The sequence below is a fragment of the Streptomyces sp. NPDC007856 genome (assembly GCF_042868225.1).
Taxonomy (GTDB): Bacteria; Actinomycetota; Actinomycetes; order Streptomycetales; family Streptomycetaceae; genus Streptomyces.
On sequence record NZ_JBIAEC010000002.1, the window covers coordinates 223,712 to 240,116 of the forward strand.

The following is a 16,405-nucleotide window of genomic DNA, read 5'->3' on the forward strand; positions in this document are numbered from 1 at the left end:
TCAGTCCAGCCAGACATAGCCCGCGAGCCGCCCGGTGGTGCGGTCACGGCGGTACGAGAAGTGGTCGCCCGACTCCAGCGTGCACTCCGGCGACTGCGCCCGGTCGCACACCCCGAGCCGGTCGAGCTGCGCGTGCACCCCGGCGCTCACGTCGACCGCCGGCGTACCCCAGCTCGTCTCAGCGTGCGCCGCCGGCTCGACGGCCGCCACCTCGGCGCGCATCGCCTCCGGCACCTCGTAGCAGCGCCCGCAGACGGCCGGTCCGGTGCGGGCGAGGATCCGGCCCGGCTCGGCGCCGAGTTCGACCATGGCCCGTACGGCGGCGGGGACGACCCCCTTGACCATGCCGGGCCGGCCCGCGTGCGCCGCCGCGGCGACCCCGGCGACGGGATCGGCGAGCAGCACCGGCACACAGTCGGCGGTGAGGACGGCGAGGGCGAGTCCGCGGCGCGCGGTGACGATCGCGTCGACCTCCGGCACCGGGAGCTCTCCCCAGGGCTCGTCCACCACGGCCACATCGGCGCCGTGCACCTGGTTCATCCAGACGACCCGGTCCGGGTCGATGCCGAGCGACTTGGCCACGATGTCCCGGTTGGCCCGTACCGCCTCGGGGGCGTCGCCGACCGCGCCGCCGAGGTTGAGCTCCTCATACGGAGCGGCGCTCACCCCGCCCCACCGGTCGGTGAAGGCGAAGTGCGCGCCGCTCACGCTCTCGCGCCGTCCTATCACTTCAGGAAGTCCGGGACGTCCAGCTCCTCGGCCGCGCTGTCCGCGTAGGCGGTCCGCTGTGCCGGGGGGACCGGCGGGGCGGCCGGGATGTCGGCCACCGGCTCGGGCACGGGCTCCGGCTCCTCCTTGGGCTTGACGCTGCCCAGCGAGCCGAAGGACGGACGACTGGGCTCGCTCGGCCGGGCCGCGGGCTCCTCGCGGCGCGAGCCCGCCGAAGCCGAGGCCGAGCCGAGGACGTTGTCCCGGCGAGCCGGAGGCTGGCCGCCGTCGAAGCCGGCCGCGATCACGGTGACCCGGACCTCGTCGCCGAGGGCGTCGTCGATGACCGCGCCGAAGATGATGTTGGCCTCGGGGTGGGCGGCCTCGCTGACCAGCTGGGCCGCCTCGTTGATCTCGAACAGACCGAGGTCGGAGCCGCCGGAGATGGAGAGCAGCACGCCACGGGCGCCGTCGATGGACGCTTCCAGCAGCGGCGAGGAGATCGCCATCTCGGCCGCGGCCACCGCGCGGTCGTCGCCGCGCGCCGAGCCGATGCCCATGAGGGCGGAACCGGCCTCGGACATGACCGACTTCACATCGGCGAAGTCGAGGTTGATGAGGCCGGGGGTGGTGATGAGGTCGGTGATGCCCTGGACACCGGAGAGCAGGACCTGGTCGGCGGACTTGAAGGCGTCCAGGACCGAGACCTGGCGGTCCGAGATGGACAGCAGCCGGTCGTTGGGGATGACGATGAGGGTGTCGACCTCCTCGCGCAGTTCGGCGATGCCGTCCTCGGCCTGGTTGGCGCGGCGCCGTCCCTCGAAGGTGAACGGGCGCGTGACCACGCCGATGGTGAGGGCGCCGAGGGAGCGTGCGATGTTGGCCACGACGGGCGCGCCGCCGGTGCCGGTGCCGCCGCCTTCACCGGCCGTCACGAAGACCATGTCGGCCCCCTTGAGGACCTCCTCGATCTCCTCGCGGTGGTCCTCGGCGGCCTTGCGGCCGACGGCCGGGTTGGCTCCGGCGCCGAGTCCGCGGGTGAGTTCGCGGCCGACGTCCAGCTTGACGTCGGCGTCGCTCATCAACAGCGCCTGAGCGTCGGTGTTGATGGCGATGAACTCGACGCCCTTGAGACCGACCTCGATCATCCGGTTGATGGCATTGACACCACCGCCGCCGACACCGATGACCTTGATGACTGCGAGGTAGTTCTGCGGTGCTGCCACGTCGAAGGCCTCTCGCCTCGAATTACGTTGCCGTCGCCGTGCGGTGCCCCGCGCCGGGACGACAGATGCCGAATGGGACGGTCCGTAACGCCGACCCGAACCCTAACCCTGAAGTTTAGGGTTACCAGTGTGTCTGTTCTCTGGAGTCTTCTGAACAGGACACTAAGTCGACAAGTGGCGCCCGTTCAACGAACACGCCGAACCTCCCGTTTTTCTTTTCACCCTATGTGATCAGCCATAGCAGTGCCCAACCAGGGTGCTGGCCTGCGCCGATGTGCGTCAACTACCCGATGACGCAGGGGCGGTGGGAACGCTGACATCGAAATGCCGCGCGCCGGGAGCTGCTTTCATGAGAGCTGCGAGGGTCCGCGCCTTGGTGCGGCCGTTCTCGCCGCTGCCCCAAGCGACCGTGCGGCCGTCGGCCAACTCCAGCGAGATGTCGTCGTAGGAACGGACTTGGACGGTCCGGGTGTCCGCCGCCACGGCGGCCGGCAGCTCGCCGGCGACCAGGACCGCCTCGCGCACCAGCCGGTCGGTGCCGAAGCGGCGGAGGCTCGCGGAGCCGGAACCCGTGCGGGAGACGGACAATTCCAGCACCGGAACGCCATTCGGCGCCTGAGAAACCGTGGCGAATCGGACACCTTCATGGTCGATTTCGATGAAATTCCGATCTTTTCGGACAATCAGAACCGGGGTACGCTCGGTCACTTTCAGGCCGATTCCATGGGGCCAGGACCGGACCACATCAACGGTGTCAATTCGGGGCAATTTCCGGCGAAGTCGGGCTTCGATGCCATCGGTGTCGACGGAAATCATCGGCGCCCCGACCGGTACGTCCGCCGCGTCCAGCACCTCGGCGGGGATGAGCACGCGCGTGCCGGACACCGAGACGTGCCGGACGCGCAGCCAGCTCGAGCCGTACAACACCCAGATGCCACCGGCCCCGAGGAGCACGGCGAGCGCGGCCAGGATGACGATCGTACGAAGAGGCGGTCTCCTGAGCCGGCGGACGAGCGGCGGGCCGGACGACTCCTGCTGGCGTTCACCGCGCTCGGCGGTCGTCGGTCCGGCCACGCGCGCTCCCTTTCTTGGCTCGGCTCACCTCCGGGGCGCGCCCCTTCGGCTCACTCGCCGATGCTAGTGGTGGCGCGAGGCGATCGCCTCGTACACCATGCCGACGAGCAGCTCGTCGGCGTCCCGGCGGCCGAACTCGCTTGCCGCGCGGGACATCTCGTACAGCCGGTGCGGATCGGCGAGCACGGGCAGGACGTTCTGCTGGACCCACTCCGGCGTGAGTTCCGCGTCGTCGACCAGGAGGCCGCCGCCGGCCTTGACCACCGGCTGGGCGTTGAGCCGCTGTTCGCCGTTGCCGATGGGCAGCGGGACATAGGCGGCCGGCAGTCCGACGGCGGAGAGTTCGGCGACGGTCATCGCGCCCGCACGGCAGAGCATCATGTCGGCCGCGGCGTACGCGAGGTCCATCCGGTCCAGGTAACTTACCGGGATGTAGGGGGGCATTCCCGGCATCTGGTGCACCTGCGGCAGTTCGTTCTTCGGGCCGACCGCGTGCAGGATCTGGATGCCGGCCTGCTGCAGCCACGGGGCGACCTGCTGGACGACCTCGTTGAGACGGCGGGCACCCTGGGAGCCGCCGGAGACGAGCAGCGTGGGCAGGTTCGGGTCGAGGCCGAAGCGGTGCCGGGCCTCGGGGCGGGCGGCGGCGCGGTCCAGGGTGGCGATGGAACGGCGCAGCGGGATGCCGATGTAGCGGGCGTCGCGCAGCTTGCTGTCGGGCGTGGAGACGGCGACCCGGGCCGCGTACCGCGAGCCGATCTTGTTGGCCAGGCCGGGGCGGGCGTTGGCCTCGTGGATCACGATGGGCACACCGAGGCGCTTGGCGGCCAGATAGCCGGGCAGGGCGACATAGCCGCCGAAACCGACCACGACGTCCGCCTTGGTGCGCTCCAGGATCTGCTCGGCGGCCTTGATGGTGCCGCGCAGCCGGCCCGGGACGGTGATCAGCTCGGGGGTCGGCTTACGGGGCAGCGGCACCGCCGGGATCAGCGCCAGCTCGTAGCCGCGCTCCGGGACGAGCTTGGTCTCCAGGCCGCGTTCCGTGCCCAGGGCCGTGATCCCCACGGTCGGGTCCTGCCTGCGCAGGGCGTCCGCGAGGGCGAGCGCGGGCTCGATGTGGCCGGCGGTCCCCCCACCGGCGAGTACGACATGCACCGAAATTCACCGCTCTCCGGACGAACGCGCCGCCGAGGCACGCCGTCGCATCGTGTTCCATCTCCGAGGCCCCCGCTCAGCACCGGAGCCTCCCGCCCGCTTTCTACCAAAGCGAGGTTGCCGCATCGCAAGCGCCGCCCGCGCAGCGGGCTCGTCGCGCGCGAAGGCGATCAGCAGCCCGATGGCGAACATGGTCGGCAGCAGGGCGGACCCTCCGTAGGAGAACAGCGGGAGAGGGACGCCGGCGATCGGCAGCAGACCGAGCACCGCACCGATGTTGATCACCGCCTGGGCGGTGATCCAGGTGGTCACGCCTCCCGCGGCGTACCTCACGAAGGGGTCCTCCGTGCGTCCGGCCACGCGGATACCCGCATAGCCTAGAGCCGCGAACAGGGCGAGCACCGACAGCGTCCCCGCCAGCCCCAGTTCCTCACCGGTGACGGCGAAGATGAAGTCGGTGTGGGCCTCCGGCAGTTGGCCCCATTTTTCCACACTCGCACCGAGACCGGAACCGAAGAGTCCGCCGGAGGCGAGGGCATAGATGCCGTGCGCGCCCTGCCAGCACATGTCGTTCGGGCCGGGGTCGGTGGCGGCGATGCAGCTGAGCCGGTTCAGCCGGTGGGGGCTGGACCAGATGGCGAGCGCGGCGAGCAGCCCGGCGACGCCCAGCACCCCGGAGAACAGCCGGGTCGGCGCTCCCGCGAGCCACAGCAGCCCGAACAGGATCGCGGTCAGGATGATCGTCGTACCCATGTCGCCGCCGAGCATGATCAGCCCGAGCAGCAGGAAGGTGACCGGCACCAGCGGCACCAGCATGTGCTTCCACTGGGCCAGCAGCCTCTTCTCCTGCTTGCGGGCGATCAGGTCCGCGCCCCACAGCACCAGGGCCAGCTTGCCGAACTCGCTGGGCTGGATCTGGAAGGAGCCGCCGAGGGCGATCCAGTTCTGGTTGCCGTTGACCGCCATCCCTATCCCGGGGATCTGCACCAGGACCATCAGAAAGACGGCGCCGGCGAGGATCGGGTACGCCAGCGCCCGGTGCAGTTTCACCGGCATGCGGGAGGCCACGAACAGCAGTACGCCGCCGATGACCGCGGCGAGGAACTGCTTGCGGAAGAAGTACGACCCGGGCAGCGACAGCTGCAGCGCCGTGATCTGGGAGGCCGAGTAGACCATCACCAGACCGAGCACGGTGATCAGCAGGGTGCCGCCGACGATCAGGTAGTAGGCGGTCAGCGGCCGGTCCCAGGCCTTCCGGGCGCGCGTGTAGAGCCGTTGTACGGAGTTCTCGCGCGGCGGGCGGGGCGCCGCGGGCCTACTGGCGGCGCGCTGAGCCGGTGGACGGCCTGTACGGCTACCGGACATCACCAGCTCCTCGCACCCGCCGACCAAACCCGAGCCACATCCGCCTCACGCGTCCCTCCAAGGGTCCCGAAGCACCCCAGGTGGCCGAGACCCGCCGTCAGGCGCCCGCGCCGAGTTCGCGGACCGCCGCCGCGAACGCGTCACCGCGCTGGTTGTAGTTGGTGAACATGTCCATGGAGGCGCAGGCCGGGGCCAGCAGCACCGTGTCACCGGGCTTCGCGAGCCGCTTCGCTTCCGTCACCGCCTGGAGCATCGCCCCAGTGTCGGTCCGGTCGAGGTCGACCACGGGTACTTCCGGGGCGTGTCGCGCGAGGGCGTCGCGGATCAGCTCACGGTCGGCGCCGATCAGGACGGCACCGCGAAGGCGCTTCGCCGACCTGGCGACCAGCTCGTCGAACGTCGCGCCCTTCGCCAGACCACCCGCAATCCATACGATCGACTCATATGCCGCCAACGAGGCTTCCGCGGCGTGGGTGTTGGTCGCCTTGGAGTCGTCGATGTACGCGACCCCGTCGAGGTCGGCGACGTGCGCGATGCGGTGCGCGTCCGGGCGGAAGGCCTTGAGACCCTCCCGTACGGCCTTGGCGGGCACCCCGAAGGCACGCGCGAGGGCCGCCGCGGCAAGGGCGTTGGCGATGTTGTGCGGGGCCGGCGGGTTGATGTCGGAGACCTCGGCCAGCTCCTGGGCGTTCTTCTGCCGGTTCTCGACGAAGGCGCGGTCGACCAGGATGCCCTCCACGACGCCGAGTTGGGAGGGGGCGGGGGTGCCGAGAGTGAAGCCGACGGCCCGGCAGCCCTCCTCCACGTCGGCCTCGCGCACCAGCTCCTCGGTCAGCTTGTCGGCCACGTTGTAGACGCAGGCGACCCGATTTCCTTCGTAGATACGGCCCTTGTCCTTGGCGTACGCCTCCATCGAGCCGTGCCAGTCGAGGTGGTCCGGGGCGAGGTTGAGGACGGCGGCGGAGTGGGCGCGCAGCGAGGGCGCCCAGTGCAGCTGGTAGCTGGACAGCTCCACGGCGAGGACGTCGTACTCCTCGTCCCCGAGCACCACGTCCAGCAGCGAGACGCCGATGTTGCCCACGGCGGCCGTGCGCAGGCCCGCGGCCCGCAGGATGGACGCGAGCATCTGCACGGTCGTGGTCTTGCCGTTGGTGCCCGTGACGGCCAGCCAGGGCGCCGCGTCGGGTCCGCGCAGGCGCCAGGCCAGCTCGACGTCGCCCCAGACCGGCACGCCCGCCGCGGCGGCCGCCGTGAAGAGGGGCTTGTCGGGCTTCCAGCCGGGCGCCGTGACGATCAGCTCGGTGCCCTCCGGCAGGGTCGCCCCGTCGCCGAGGCGCACGGTGATGCCGAGCGCCTCCAGTTCGGCGGCCTGCTCACGCGCGCGTGCGTCGTCGCCGTCGTTGACGACCGTGACGACCGCCCCGCGCGCGTGCAGCACCTTCGCCGCCGGGACGCCGGAGACACCGAGCCCGGCGACGGTGACGTGCTTGCCCTGGAAGTCGTAGAGCTCCGAGGTGGAGGTCACTTTTCCGCTGCCCATCCTGCATAGAAGAGGCCCAGTCCGACAATCACACAGATGCCCTGGATGATCCAGAATCGGACCACCACCAGGACCTCGGACCAGCCCTTGAGTTCGAAGTGGTGCTGGAGTGGCGCCATCCGGAAGACGCGCCTGCCGGTGAGCCGGAAGGAGCCGACCTGGATGACGACCGACATGGTGATGAGGACGAACAGACCGCCCATGATGGCCAGCAGCAGCTCCGTGCGGGAGAGGATGGCCAGACCGGTGAGGACACCGCCGAGGGCGAGCGAGCCGGTGTCGCCCATGAAGATCTTCGCCGGCGAGGTGTTCCACCACAGGAAGCCCAGGCAGGCGCCCATCAGGGCGGAGGCGACCACCGCGAGGTCGAGCGGGTCGCGCACCTCGTAGCAGGCGGCCGGGTTGGTCAGGGTCTGCGCGTTGGCGCAGGACTCCTGGAACTGCCAGACGCCGATGAACGTGTAGGCGCCGAAGACGAGCACGGAGGCGCCGGTGGCCAGTCCGTCCAGACCGTCGGTGAGGTTCACGCCGTTCGACATCGCGAGGATCATGAACAGCGCCCAGACGACGAACAGCACCGGGCCGATCGTCCAGCCGAAGTCGGTGATGAACGACAGCTTGGTGGAGGCCGGGGTGTTGCCGCGCGCGTCGGCGAACATCAGCGACAGCACCGCGAAGGCGATGCCTACGATCAGCTGGCCGGCCATCTTCGCCTTGGCCCGCAGGCCCAGCGAACGCCGCTTGACGATCTTGATGTAGTCGTCGAGGAAGCCGACCAACCCCATGCCGAACATCAGGCCGAGGACCAGCAGCCCGGAGTAGGTGGGCGGGTAACCGGTGATGAGCTTGCTCAGGAAGTACGCCGCGATCGTCGCCAGGATGAAGGCGATACCGCCCATGGTCGGCGTTCCGCGCTTGCTGGCGTGCTCACGCGGACCGTCATCACGGATGTACTGGCCGTAGCCCTTGCGGGCGAGGAGCTTGATCAGCAGCGGGGTGCCGATCAGCGTCAGGAAGAGGCCAATGACTCCTGAGAACAGGATCTGCTTCATCATCGGGCGGCAACCTCACCCTCGGCACCGGTCTCGACGAGCGCCTGGGCAACGCTCTCCAGACCCACCGAACGGGACGCCTTCACGAGCACGACGTCCCCCGGGCGCAACTCGCTGCGCAACAGGTCGATCGCCGCCTGTGCGTCGGACACGTGCACCGACTCCTCACCCCACGAACCCTCGTTATATGCGCCCAGTTGCAGCCAGGAGGCCTCAATCCCCCCGACGGCGACGAGCTTGCTGACGTTGAGCCGGACGGCGAGCCGTCCGACGGCGTCGTGCTCGGCGAGCGCCTCGTCCCCCAGCTCGGCCATCTTGCCGAGCACCGCCCACGTGCGGCGCCCCTTGCCCATGGCCGCGAGTGCCCGAAGGGCGGCCCGCATGGACTCGGGGTTGGCGTTGTAGGCGTCGTTGACGATGGTCACGCCGTCCGGGCGCTCGGTGACCTCCATGCGCCAGCGGGAGAGGGAGCCCGCCTCGGAGAGCGCGGTGGCGATCTCTTCCGCGGACATGCCCAGCTCATGGGCGACGGCGGCCGCGGCGAGCGCGTTCGACACGTGATGCTCACCGTACAGGCGCATGGTCACATCACTTGCACCGGAGGGTGTGTGAAGCCTGAAGGAGGGCTGTCCGCTGTCCGTGAGTCGCACGTTCTCGGCGCGTACGTCCGCTTCGGCCGACTCTCCGAAAAGGACCACCTTCGCCTTGGTACGGGGGGCCATGGCGCGGACCAGCGGGTCGTCGGCGTTCAGGATCGCGGCGCCGTCCTCCGGAAGGCCCTCGATGATCTCGCCCTTGGCCTGGGCGATCTGCTCGCGGCCGCCGAACTCGCCGATGTGGGCGGTGCCGACGTTGAGGACCAGACCGATCCTGGGAGGCGTGAGGTCGGTGAGGTAGCGGATGTGCCCGATGCCGCGGGCGCCCATCTCCAGCACGAGGAACCGCGTCTCCTCGGTGGCGGACAGGGCGGTCAGCGGCAGCCCGATCTCGTTGTTGAGCGAGCCGGGCGTGAACACCGTCGGCGCCTTGCGCTGCAGCACCTGCGCGATCAGGTCCTTGGTGCTGGTCTTGCCCGCCGAGCCGGTCAGGGCGACGAGGGTCGCGCCGAGCCGGCGTACGACGTGCCGGGCGAGGGCGCCCAGCGCGGTCTGGACGTCGTCGACGACGATCGCGGGCACGCCGACCGGGCGCGACGCCAGTACGGCGACCGCGCCCGCCTCGATCACCTGCGCTGCGTAGTCGTGGCCGTCCACGCGTTCGCCGACGAAGGCGGCGAACAGGCTGCCGGGCAGCACCTCGCGGGAGTCCCGGACGACCGGTCCCGTGACCTCCACGGACGGATCCGGTATGTCGTGCGTCTGCCCGCCGACGACTGCTGCGATCTCGGCGAGGGAGAGGGCGATCACAAGTTCATCCCCTGGGTCTTCTGGATTTTCATCCCTGGGTTTTCTGGATGGCTTCGCGGAGCACCTGGCGGTCGTCGAAGGGACGGACCACGCCGGCGATGTCCTGGCCCTGCTCATGGCCCTTGCCCGCGACCAGCACGGTGTCGCCGGCCTGGGCGCGGCCCACTGCGGCGGCGATCGCGGCCGCCCGCTCCTCGAACAGGAGCACCTCGCCACGCTCGTGCGCGGGCACGGAGGCGGCGCCCTGGAGCATGGTCGCGAGGATCGCCAGGGGGTCCTCGGAGCGGGGGTTGTCGGAGGTCAGTACGGCTGTGTCGGCGAGCCGGGCCGCGGCGGCGCCCATCGGGGCGCGCTTGGTCCGGTCGCGGTCGCCGCCGCACCCGAGGACCACGTGCAGGCGGCCCTTGGTGACCTTGCGCAGCGCCTTGAGCACGGACTCGACGGCGTCGGTCTTGTGGGCGTAGTCCACGACCGCGAGATAGGGCTGCCCGGCGTCCACGCGCTCCAGCCGGCCGGGGACGCCCGGGACGGCGGCGATGCCGTCGGCGGCGGTCTGCGGGTCGAGACCGGCGGCGGCGAGCGCGACGACGGCGGCGAGGGTGTTCGCCACGTTGAAGGGGCCGGCGATCGGCGACTTGGCGTGGATCCGCTCGCCGTCCGGGCCGACGACGGTGAACGTCGAGTCCACCGGGCCGACCTGGACGTCCTCGGCGCGCCAGTCGGCGTCGGGGTGGCCCTCGGCGGAGAAGGTGACGACGGGGACCGTGGCCTCCTCGGCCAGCCGGCGGCCGTACGCGTCGTCCACGTTGATCACGCCGAGTTTGCTGCGTTTCGGGGTGAACAGCTGCGCCTTGGCCCGGAAGTAGTCCTCCATGTCGGAGTGGAACTCCATGTGCTCCGGGCTGAGGTTGGTGAACACGGCGATGTCGAAGACACAGCCGTCGACCCGGCCGAGGACCAGGGCGTGGCTGGAGACCTCCATGGCGACCGCCTCGGCGCCTCTTTCGCGCATGACCGCGAACAGGGCCTGGAGGTCGGTGGCTTCGGGGGTGGTGCGCTCCGACTTGATGCGTTCGTCGCCGATGCGGATCTCCACCGTGCCGATGAGGCCGGCGGGGCGGGACGCGCCCAGGCCGCCTTCGACGAGATAGGCGGTGGTGGTCTTGCCGGAGGTGCCGGTGATGCCGATCTGGAGCAGATCGCGGCCCGGGTGCCGGTAGATCGTGGCCGCCAGCTCTCCCATCCGTCCGCGCGGGTCGTCGACGACCAGGACGGGCAGTCCGGTCGCGGCGGCGCGCTCGGCACCCGTGGGGTCGGTGAGCACGGCGACGGCGCCCAGGCTCGCGGCCTGGTTGACGAAGTCGGCGCCGTGCAGCCGGGCGCCCGGGAGGGCGGCGTACAGGTCGCCGGGGCGGACGGCGCGCGAGTCATGGGTGATGCCCTTGATCTCGGCGGCGCCCTCCGGCGCGGTGACACCCAGCTGGTCGGCGAGCTCCGCGAGGGGTGTGGCGGGGAGCAGCGTCGGCCGGGGCAGTCCCGGATATGTCACGGGTTGGCCCTTCTGGGTGGTTTGGGACTGATCAGCGTGTGGCACGGCGGTGAGCGTACCGGGCGTACCCGCTCCGGAGCGAAGTGAGGGGTTCTCGGCCCCCTGGTTCCCGGGTTCCGGGGTGATCGTTGTCACGAGTTCGTTTCCTGGTGTTCCGGTGTGCTGATCAGGGCTTGTAGTCGACGGGCAGGTTCGTGGCCGGCGCCCCGGTCGGCGGGACCTGGAGCGTCTTCAGGGCGAACTCCATCACCTGCTTGTAGATGGGGCCACAGATCTGGCCGCCGAAGTAGCTGCCGGAGGTGGCGTTCTGGATGGCGCAGTAGACGGTGATGCGGGGGTTGTCCGCGGGTGCGAAGCCGGCGAACGACGAGGTGTACCCGTGGTACTTCCCGGTGGCCGGATCCACACGGTTGGCCGTGCCCGTCTTGCCCGCCACGTTGTATCCGGGGATGCGGGCCTTGACGCCGGTGCCCTGCTCGTCGTCCACGACGGACTCCAGCATCATGGCCACGGACCGGGCCGTCTTCTCGCTGACCACGCGGGTCTGCTTGGGCTTGGGCGCGGGGGTGAAGCGGCCGTCGGCACCCTTGCTGCCGCGGACCAGGGTCGGCTCGATCCGGACCCCGCCGTTGGCGATGGTCGAGTAGACGGAGGCGGCCTGGACGGCGTTGATGGAGAAGCCCTGGCCGAAAGGAATCGTGTACTGCTGCGAGGTGGACCACTTCTGGTACGGCGCGAGGATGCCCGGGGTCTCGCCCGGGAAGCCGAGTCCGGTGTAGCGGCCGATGCCGAACTTGCGCAGGTAGGAGTAGAGGACCTTGTTGGCCTCCGGCTGCGTCCTGCCGAGCTGGCCGGTGGCCAGGATGGTGCCGATGTTGCTGGACTTGGCGAGGACGCCGTTCAGCGTGAGGTTCCAGGTGGCGTGGTCGACGTCGTCGGAGAAGAGCCGGTCGCCGCGATGCAGCCGGTTCGGTACGACGACGTGGGTGAGCGGAGTGGCCGCGTTCTCCTCCAGCACGGCCGCCATGGACATCACCTTGGCGGTGGAGCCGGGCTCGTAGGCGTCCTGGACGGCCGCGTTGCCCAGGGCCGCGCCGTCGGCCTTCGACAGGTCATTGGGGTCGAAACCGGGCGAGTTGGCCATGGCCAGGATCTGCCCGGTGCGGGTGTCCTGGACGACGACATAACCGCGGTCGGCCTTGGACTTCTTCACCTGTTGGGTGATGGCGTTCTGCGCGGCCCACTGGATGTCGCGGTCGATGGTCAGCTCGACGTCGGAACCGGGCACGGCGGGCGTCTCCGTCGATCCCGCCGTGGGCACCTCACGCCCCCCGGACTGGGCATAGCGGATCTTGCCGTCCTTCCCGGACAGCTGCTTGTTCAGCTCCTGCTCGATGCCGCCGCCGCCCTGGCCGTCGGCGTTGACCCAGCCCAGTATCCCGGCGGCGAGGTCGCCGTTGGGGTACACCCGCTGGCTGCTCGGGTCGGCGAAGACGCCGGCGAGCGCGTTGACGGTGTTCTTGTCCGTCTCCGCCTTCTTGGCGAGCGCGGTCTTCAGGTCCTTGATCTGCTTCCAGACCTGCGGTGTCTGCCGGGTGGCGAGCCGGGCGTACCGGGAGTCCTTGTTCTTCGGCCGGAGCTTCTTCACGATGTCGCCCTGGCTCTGCCCGAGGATCGGCGAGAGCAGCGCGGCGGCCTGCTCCGGGCCGTCGTCGACCTTCAGCTGCTTGCTGCTGAACATCGTCGGATCGGCCGTGATGTCGTATGCGTCCTCGCTGATGGCGAGGGCCACGCCGTTGCGGTCGGTGATCCCGCCGCGCTCGGCGGCCAGCGTGTGCACGACATACCGGTTCTGCTCGGCCCGCGCGGCGTACGCGCTGGCGTCGACGGCCTGCACCTGGAGCAGCCGTACGACGAAGGCGATCAGGATCAGGGTCAGCGTGAGGCTGACCAGGCGCAGCCGGGGCCGCGGGCTGCCGAGCCGGAGCGGGCGCTGATACGGCGGCCGAGCACCGCTCGGCCGCCGCACCGGACGCGCACCGGGCCGGGGCTGCCGTACGGCACTCCTCGGCCGCGGCGGCTTGGCCGGCCCGGGCACACGACGGCGCGGCGGTTCCCTGTCGGACACTTCCGTCACCTGCCGGGGGTCGGGGTGGGAATGGGCTGGGGGGTGGACGGGTGCGGCGGAACGGCCCCCGCGCGGGCGGAGGCGACGGCGGCCGACCGGGGCTGTGCCGGTGCCGATGCGGTGGCGGAGGGCGTGACCGGGGCCGGCGTGGTGGGTGTGCCCGAGGTCGTGGAGGGGGCCGGGGCCGGGGTCAGGGCCTCGGGGGCGACCGGGTCGGTGAAGTCGGCGGACTCGGGGGTGGCGGCGCTCGGGACGCCCTTGATCCTGCCGTCGGAGCCGAGGAAGGCCGGGTCGCCGCCGGGGACCATGCCGAGTTGGCGGGCGCGGCGCTGGAGGGCGTCGGGGGAGGAGTAGGCGTCGATGTCCCGCTGGAGGGCCTGTTCCTCGTCGGTCAGGTTCTTCGTCCGCTTCTGCAGGTCGGCGAGCTTGAACGAGCCTTCGCTGAGCGCGGAGTTGAGCACCAGCAGTCCGATGAGACCGCCGCCGAGGAGCAGGACGACGAGCAGGACGAACGGGGTGCGGGCGGCCCGGGCCCGGCCGGCCGGAAAGAGCCGCACAAGCCGCGCGGCCCGCCCCTTCAACTGCGGTTTCCTACTCACAGCTCCCCCGGTCGGTCAGGGGCTCCTCGTAGCTCGGCCGCTCGCCCCGGAAACCCGCGCGGCACTCCGCATGACTACGGCGCTCCACACGGCGCCCCGGCCAAGCGCCGGGGTCCCCCCGGCGCTGCCGGTGGCTCCGGGAACCCCCGCGGCACTCCCGGCGAGTCCCGAGAACCGCACGGCGCTCCCAGCGTGTTCCGGCGTCCCCACGGCAGCACTCCAGGCGAGTACGCGAACCCCCGCGGCGCTCCCGGCACGTCCCGAGGTCCACTCGGCACTTCAGGCGAGTCCGGGAACCCTCGCAGCACTCCCGGCACGTCCCGAGGTCCACTCGGCACTCCAGGCGAGACCTGGGACCCTCGCGGCACTCCCGGCGAGTCCCGAGAACCGCACCGCGAGCCCGGCGCGTTGCGGACTCCGCTCGGCGCTCCGGGCGAGACCGGGAAGCCCCGCGAGTCCGGGATGCCTCGTCGGTCCCCCGGTGCGGCCAAAGATCCTCGTGGCTGTTCTGGGAGGCCCGGCGAAGCACGCGAGCCGCGCGGTACCTGCGGGAAGCCACGCGACCCGCCTGGCGAGTTCGGGAATGTCCCTGACGCCCCTGGTGAGACCGGGCATCCCCGTGAGTCTCCCAGTGGGTTCGGGAATCCAACCGACCCGTCTCGGTCACTCGGCGTCCTCCCTGATGCGTTCGGCGCCGCGCAGCCTGGCCGGTGCGGCCCGGCGGTTCTCGGCGACCTCTTCCTCGGTGGGAAGTTCGGCACCCCGGGTGAGCAGCTTGAGCCGCGGCTGGTAGCGCTCGGGCACCACCGGCAGCCCGGGCGGCGCGGTGGAGGCCGCGCCGGCCGCGAAGACCTGCTTGACCAGGCGGTCCTCCAACGAGTGGTACGAGAGGACGGCGATGCGCCCGCCGACGTCCAGGGCCTTCACCGCCGCCGGGATCGCCCGCTCCAGGACGGACAGCTCACCGTTGACCTCGATGCGCAGCGCCTGGAAGGTGCGCTTGGCGGGATTGCCGCCGGTGCGCTTGGCGGCCTGCGGCAGAGCGTCACGGATCAGCTCGACCAGCCGCGCGCTGTTGCTGAACGGCTCCTTCTCGCGCTCGCGCACGATCGCGGCCACGATCCGCTTGGCCTGCTTCTCCTCGCCGTACGCGCGCAGGATCCGTACCAGTTCGCCCGCCGGGTAGGTGTTCAGGACCTCGGCGGCGCTGATGCCGGTCGTCTGGTCCATCCGCATGTCCAGCGGCGCGTCCTGCGCGTAGGCGAAGCCGCGGTCGGCCTCGTCCAGCTGCATGGAGGAGACCCCGAGGTCGAACAGAACGCCCTGCACGCGCGCGATGCGGAGCTTGTGCAGTACGTCGGGCAGCTCGTCGTAGACGGCGTGCACCAGGGTGGCGCGCTCACCGTAGGGCGCCAGCCGCTCGCCCGACAGGCGCAGCGCCTCCTTGTCCCGGTCGAGGCCGATCAGCCGCGCCTCCGGGAACCGGGTCAGCAGCGCCTCGCTGTGTCCGCCGAGGCCGAGGGTGCAGTCGACGACCACCGCTCCCGGGCGCTCCAGGGCGGGCGCCAGCAGGTCCAGGCACCGCTGGAGCATCACCGGGACGTGTCGACTCTGGCTCAAGGGGGCCTCTCATCTTCCGGCGGGCCCGCACGCACCGCCGGGTCCCCGCCAGCTCGTGTAGGGGAGGCCTGCCGGCGCCGGAAGCGTCAGCCGGACCGGGAGCGGGAGGAGGCCGAGCCGTACGTACGCGCCGCGCACGTGGGGAGACGGTCCGGGGTGAGCCGGGGTCTCCGGGGGTTTTACCAGCAGGGAGAACCACGCCTCCCGCTTCGCGTCACTTTAGTCCACCCTGTCTCGCGGTCAATCAACCGGCCTGCGCGTCGCCTACCGCATCGCGACGGGAGCCGCAATTCGACGGGATTCACCCGTCCGGGGGAGGTTTGCCCCCCTGTGGGGTAGCTCACAGCAAGGCGCGATGACGTTTTTTGTCCCGCTCTCACAGGAGGACGGGACCGGGGGTGACCAGTAACGTCATGGGTATGACGACTTCCGCAGCAGTGCCCACTGGATCCGAAGGCGCCATAACCGACGCTGGCACCGTGACCGACCGCCTTGTCGAGTCCAACCAGACGTACGCCGCCGAGTTCACCGACCCAGGGATGGACGCCCGTCCCGTACTCAAGGTCGCGGTCGTGGCCTGTATGGACGCGCGTCTCGACCTGCACGCGGCGCTCGGCCTGCAGCTCGGCGACTGCCACACCATCCGCAACGCGGGCGGTGTCGTCACCGACGACGTGATCCGCTCCCTGACCATCAGCCAGCGGGCCCTCGGCACCCGCAGCGTCGTGCTCATCCACCACACCGGATGCGGCATGGAGACCATCACCGAGGACTTCCGGCACGACCTGGAGATGGAGGTCGGCCAGCGGCCGGCCTGGGCGGTCGAGGCCTTCCGGGACGTCGACCAGGACGTACGCCAGTCCATGCAGCGCGTGCGCACCTCGCCCTTCCTGCTGCACACCGACGACGTGCGCGGTTTCGTGTTCGACGTGCGCACCGGTCTGCTGCGCGAGGTCGACCCGGCCTGACCGGCAGACCGGCCG

General features: G+C 70.8%; 13 protein-coding genes. 1 reads left to right on the top strand and 12 read right to left on the bottom strand.

Features of this window, described 5'->3' with window-relative positions:
- The 12 genes from pgeF to rsmH all read right to left on the bottom strand — a co-directional run bounded on the left by pgeF (position 1) and on the right by rsmH (position 15,422).
- On the bottom strand, positions 1-729 hold the full coding sequence (gene pgeF / locus ACFYOH_RS05440; protein ID WP_388621436.1) for a peptidoglycan editing factor PgeF: 729 nt from the start codon (positions 727-729) through the stop codon (positions 1-3).
- Entirely contained in the window at positions 726-1,934 is a 1,209-nt protein-coding gene (gene ftsZ, locus ACFYOH_RS05445) for a cell division protein FtsZ (RefSeq protein ID WP_388621438.1), read from the bottom strand. Before ftsZ ends, pgeF begins: the two co-directional genes overlap by 4 nt.
- Before the next feature lie 279 nt (positions 1,935-2,213).
- On the bottom strand, positions 2,214-3,008 hold the full coding sequence (locus ACFYOH_RS05450) for a cell division protein FtsQ/DivIB (RefSeq protein ID WP_388621440.1): 795 nt from the start codon (positions 3,006-3,008) through the stop codon (positions 2,214-2,216).
- Between the two features lie 63 nt (positions 3,009-3,071).
- Entirely contained in the window at positions 3,072-4,163 is a 1,092-nt protein-coding gene (murG, locus tag ACFYOH_RS05455) for an undecaprenyldiphospho-muramoylpentapeptide beta-N-acetylglucosaminyltransferase (RefSeq protein ID WP_388621441.1), read from the bottom strand.
- A 6-nt stretch (positions 4,164-4,169) separates the two neighbouring features.
- Entirely contained in the window at positions 4,170-5,528 is a 1,359-nt protein-coding gene (gene ftsW / locus ACFYOH_RS05460) for a putative lipid II flippase FtsW (RefSeq protein WP_388621443.1), read from the bottom strand.
- A gap of 97 nt (positions 5,529-5,625) precedes the next feature.
- Positions 5,626-7,068, bottom strand: coding sequence for a UDP-N-acetylmuramoyl-L-alanine--D-glutamate ligase (gene murD, locus ACFYOH_RS05465; RefSeq protein WP_388621445.1), 1,443 nt, complete (start codon positions 7,066-7,068; stop codon positions 5,626-5,628).
- Positions 7,050-8,123 (bottom strand): phospho-N-acetylmuramoyl-pentapeptide-transferase, encoded by a 1,074-nt coding sequence (mraY, locus tag ACFYOH_RS05470; protein ID WP_388621447.1) that lies wholly within the window; start codon positions 8,121-8,123, stop codon positions 7,050-7,052. Before mraY ends, murD begins: the two co-directional genes overlap by 19 nt.
- The gene (gene murF, locus ACFYOH_RS05475) at positions 8,120-9,526 is read right to left on the bottom strand and encodes a UDP-N-acetylmuramoyl-tripeptide--D-alanyl-D-alanine ligase (protein ID WP_388621448.1); all 1,407 of its coding nucleotides are present in this window, start codon (positions 9,524-9,526) and stop codon (positions 8,120-8,122) included. Before murF ends, mraY begins: the two co-directional genes overlap by 4 nt.
- 28 nt (positions 9,527-9,554) lie before the next feature.
- Entirely contained in the window at positions 9,555-11,075 is a 1,521-nt protein-coding gene (locus tag ACFYOH_RS05480; RefSeq protein ID WP_388621450.1) for a UDP-N-acetylmuramoyl-L-alanyl-D-glutamate--2,6-diaminopimelate ligase, read from the bottom strand.
- Between the two features lie 166 nt (positions 11,076-11,241).
- Positions 11,242-13,203 (bottom strand): peptidoglycan D,D-transpeptidase FtsI family protein, encoded by a 1,962-nt coding sequence (locus ACFYOH_RS05485; protein ID WP_388621452.1) that lies wholly within the window; start codon positions 13,201-13,203, stop codon positions 11,242-11,244.
- 5 nt (positions 13,204-13,208) lie between these two features.
- A complete protein-coding gene (locus ACFYOH_RS05490) occupies positions 13,209-13,802 on the bottom strand; it encodes a septum formation initiator family protein (RefSeq protein WP_388621454.1) in 594 nt (197 codons plus the stop codon).
- Between the two features lie 663 nt (positions 13,803-14,465).
- Positions 14,466-15,422, bottom strand: coding sequence for a 16S rRNA (cytosine(1402)-N(4))-methyltransferase RsmH (gene rsmH / locus ACFYOH_RS05495; protein WP_388621456.1), 957 nt, complete (start codon positions 15,420-15,422; stop codon positions 14,466-14,468).
- 419 nt (positions 15,423-15,841) lie between these two features.
- On the opposite strand from rsmH, the gene ACFYOH_RS05500 reads away from it, so the two are divergent.
- Complete coding sequence (locus ACFYOH_RS05500; RefSeq protein ID WP_388621458.1) at positions 15,842-16,390, top strand: beta-class carbonic anhydrase; 549 nt, start codon at positions 15,842-15,844, stop codon at positions 16,388-16,390.
- Positions 16,391-16,405: the final 15 nt, after the last annotated feature.